This window comes from Oerskovia rustica (assembly GCF_014836555.1).
Classification (GTDB): domain Bacteria; phylum Actinomycetota; class Actinomycetes; order Actinomycetales; family Cellulomonadaceae; genus Oerskovia; species Oerskovia rustica.
The window spans coordinates 26,090-29,797 of the sequence record NZ_JACSQQ010000036.1 but is presented as its reverse complement, the minus strand read 5'-3'; the positions used below and the strand labels follow the sequence as shown (position 1 = coordinate 29,797).

Sequence of the window (3,708 nt, the reverse complement as noted above, 5' to 3'; positions counted from 1 at the left end):
CCCCCGCCCCCCCCCCCCACGGCAGGTCGGAAGGACCGATCAGCCGGCGACGCGGGCGGCGAGCTCGCGCCCCACCTCGGCCGTCGACCGTACTCGGGTCCCCCGCTCGGCGAGGTCCGCGGCGACCGCGGCCTCGACGCGCTGCGACTCCTCGGCGAGGCCGAGGTGGTCGAGCAGCATCGCGACGGACAGGACCGTGGCGGTGGGGTCCGCCTTGCCCTGGCCCGCGATGTCGGGGGCCGAGCCGTGCACCGGCTCGAACATGGAGGGGGCCGTGCGGTCGGGGTTGATGTTGGCCGAGGCCGCGAGGCCGATGCCGCCGGTGATCGCGGCGGCCTGGTCCGTCAGGATGTCGCCGAACAGGTTGTCGGTCACGATGACGTCGAAGCGCGACGGGTTCGTCGTGAGGAAGATCGTGGCGGCGTCCACGTGCAGGTAGTCCGTGGTGACGTCGGGGAACTCGGCGTTGACGGCCTCGACCGTGCGGCGCCACAGGTGACCGGCGTGGACCAGGACGTTGTGCTTGTGCACGAGCGTCAGGTGCTTGCGGGGGCGCGCCTGGGCGCGGGCGAACGCGTCACGCACGACGCGCTCGACGCCGAAGGCCGTGTTCACGGAGACCTCGGTCGCGATCTCGTGGGGCGTGCCGACGCGCAGCGCCCCGCCGTTGCCGACGTAGGGACCTTCGGTGCCCTCGCGGACGACGACGAAGTCGATCTCGCCCGGGTCCGCCAGCGGGGACCTCACGCCCGGGTACAGCTTGCCCGGGCGGAGGTTGACGTAGTGGTCGAGCGCGAAGCGCAGCTTGAGCAGCAGACCGCGCTCGAGGACACCCGACGGGACGGTCGGGTCACCGATCGCACCGAGGAGGATCGCGTCGTGCGTGCGGATCGCCGCGAGGTCCTCGTCGGTGAGGGTCTCGCCGGTCGCGTGCCAACGGCGCGCACCGAGGTCGAAGGGCGTCGTGGAGACCTTGACGTCGGTTCCGGAGAGGGCCGCCTCGAGGACCGCGAGGCCCTGCTCGACGACCTCGATACCGATGCCGTCTCCGGCGACCACTGCCAAGTCGATGTTGCGCGTCATGCTCGAACCGTACGCCCCGGGCCAGCCCTCGGGACGCCCATCTCACACCGTGGGCGGGTCGAGGGCCACGATCCGCGTCATCTCGCGGTCCGAGCGTCGCCGTCTCGGCTGGTCGCGCTCCCACGGTGTCCGCGCCGACCCGCGCGACGCTCGATGGTGGTAGGCGCGGACCGCGCGTCGACTTGCGCAAACCGCCAGAGTACGCAACTCTTAGGAAACTTTCCTAAGATGCTGGCAGAGAGGCCACCACGCCGTGTCCCGCACGCACGTCCCGGGGACCCCCGGATTGCTCCGCACGATCAACGACCGCGCCGCGCTCGAGCTCCTGCTCGACACGGGCCCCATGACCCGGTCGCAGATCGGAGACCTCACCGGCGTCTCCCGTCCGACATCCTCCCAGATCGTGGCGCGCCTGGAGTCGGCCGGTCTCATCGAGCCCACCGGGGCCGTCCAAGGAGCCCGCGGCCCGCAGGCGGTCACGTACGCCGCGCGCACCGACGTCGTCGTCGGGCTGGCGCTCGACGTCCTTCCCGGAGGCGTCCAGGCCCGCCTCGTCGACGCCCACGGAACCGTCCTCGGCGGCGCCGAGGTGCCCACCTCGGACGACCGCACCGCGGTGAGCGACGTCCGCGCCGCATGGCACGCCGCCTGCGCCGACGCCCGCGTCCCCGTCGAGCGGGTCGGCGCGGTCGTCGCAGGGGTCCAGGCCGCGGCCGACCCGACGACCGGAGACCTCTGGCTCGTCGGCGACCTGCCGGGATGGCCCCGCCTCGCCGTCCGCTCGCTCCTCGAGCAGGAGTTCGGCGTCCCCGTCCACATCGAGAACGACGTCAACCTCGCCACGATCGCCGAGCACGACGCCGGCCGGGGCGACGACGCGAGCTTCTCGCTGCTGTGGATCGGCGGCGGCATCGGCCTCGGGACCCTCATCGACGGCAGGCTCCATCACGGCGCCACCGGTGCCGCCGGCGAGCTCGGCTACCTCCCCGTGCCCGTGACCGTCCGCGACTACGACGACCACTCGGTCAACCTCCAGGACCTCGTCGGAGGCCGCCGGTTCGAGGAGCTCGCCGAGCGGCACGGCGTCCCCGGAGAGAGCTACACGGACTACCTCGCAGCCATGACCGCCGCCCCGGACAGCCCGGCGGTCGTCGCGCTCGTCGAGGACTTCGGCCGCCGCCTCGCCACCGTCGTCCAGCCGGTCGTCGCGGTCGTCGAGCCGCACCTCGTCGTGCTCAGCGGCCCGACGTGCATCGCGGGGGGGCAACGCCTCGCCGACGTGACCCGCAGCCACCTCACGGACACCGAGCAGGGCGTGGCGCTCATCGTCCCGACCCTGGCCCCCTCGGCCCCTGTCCTCCGCGGCGCCCAGGCGGTCGTCGCGGCCGACGTCCGCGCACTCCTCCTCGACCGCGTCTCGACCCACCCCTCGGACCACGGCGCGCACGGCGTGCCTGCCCAGACGGTGCGCGCGGGCACGGCGACCAGCGGCGCTCCGGCGCCCTCCTACTCGGGGTAGCTCCTCTCGCTGCCCCGACGGGCGGTGGTCGCGGCCTGGGACGGCGACCACCGCTCACCCCCGGGCCGACGGCTCGCTGCCCGACGGCGTCACGCCGACCCCTCGAGGCACCTCACCCGTGCGCGTCACCACCGGGCACGCAGTCCCTGGGTGGGCCCGGTGGGCGCGGCGGCTTCACCGCTGCCGCGGGAACCGCAGCTCGAACCGTTCGCACACCACGGGCATGTCCTCACGGAACTCGTGGCCCACCAGGACCCGCGTGAAGTAGGTCCGGTGACCGGCACGCCAGGACTCGAGCGTCCGGTCGTCCTCGCCCTCGGCCGCCGCGAAGTCGGCCGAGACCTGGTCGAACGGGACGACCTCGACCGACGTCGTGCGGATGAGCGCCCGCGGGTGCCCGTCGCCGTCGAGGATGATCGAGAGCTCGCCGACCTGCGGCAGCGGCACGTCGTCGCCGTACTCCCAGTGCGACGAGGAGGTCGCGGTCTTGTCACCCGACAGCACCGCTGCGAGCAGACCGTCGGCGAGCGCGGGGTTGTCCCCGAAGGACCATGCGGGCGGCGGCACGGTCGCCGAGATCCCGAAACCGGTCACGACGCCCACCTTGCCCTCCCCCGCACGGACGCGCGCGGTCTCCCAGAACTCGAGGATCTCCTCGCCGCGCGAGTCGTCGTCATCCCGAGCGGGGTCCGCGCCCGCGGGGACGGCCGAAGCGGCACGGTGCTCGTCGCCTGTGGCGGGCAGCGGCGCCGGCTCGGCGCTGTCGTTCGTGCTGTCCGGTCCGCGGTCGTCGTGGTGGCTCATACGTCCATGGTGGACCACGGACACCCGGAGTGCCCGCCTTGTCGTGCTTTGACCGACGGGGTGTCGGCGATTCCACCCTGTTCCCATGGCGCCCCGCTGCGCCGACGGTGACCGCGGGACACGCCGACCCATGATCCTTGGCGACGGAGCGTCACCGTCGGCGGGCAGGGCCGTCACCCTCGGCGGGCCGCACCCTAGGTGACACGAGCACCCCGGGGAGGCTCCGCCGTCGGGCATCGGAGCAGCACGCAGGCGAGCCGGACGCACAGAGGAGGGTGACCCGTCCTGCGCGATCGTGGTCG

Annotated in this window: 3 protein-coding genes; 1 reads left to right on the top strand and 2 read right to left on the bottom strand. The window is 73.5% G+C overall.

All coding sequences use genetic code 11. From position 1 onward, the window contains the following. Positions 1 to 39: 39 nt before the first annotated feature. The gene (locus tag H9652_RS16535; protein ID WP_138823702.1) at positions 40 to 1,083 is read right to left on the bottom strand and encodes a 3-isopropylmalate dehydrogenase; all 1,044 of its coding nucleotides are present in this window, start codon (positions 1,081 to 1,083) and stop codon (positions 40 to 42) included. A gap of 286 nt (positions 1,084 to 1,369) precedes the next feature. Between H9652_RS16535 and H9652_RS16530 the strand changes: the two genes are divergently transcribed. Next, positions 1,370 to 2,602 (top strand): ROK family transcriptional regulator, encoded by a 1,233-nt coding sequence (locus H9652_RS16530; RefSeq protein ID WP_191797422.1) that lies wholly within the window; start codon positions 1,370 to 1,372, stop codon positions 2,600 to 2,602. Between the two features lie 174 nt (positions 2,603 to 2,776). Here H9652_RS16530 and H9652_RS16525 read toward each other — a convergent pair whose 3' ends face one another. Continuing rightward, positions 2,777 to 3,406, bottom strand: a complete 630-nt coding sequence (locus H9652_RS16525; RefSeq protein ID WP_191797420.1) for an ASCH domain-containing protein — start codon at positions 3,404 to 3,406, stop codon at positions 2,777 to 2,779. Between the last annotated feature and the right edge of the window lie 302 nt (positions 3,407 to 3,708).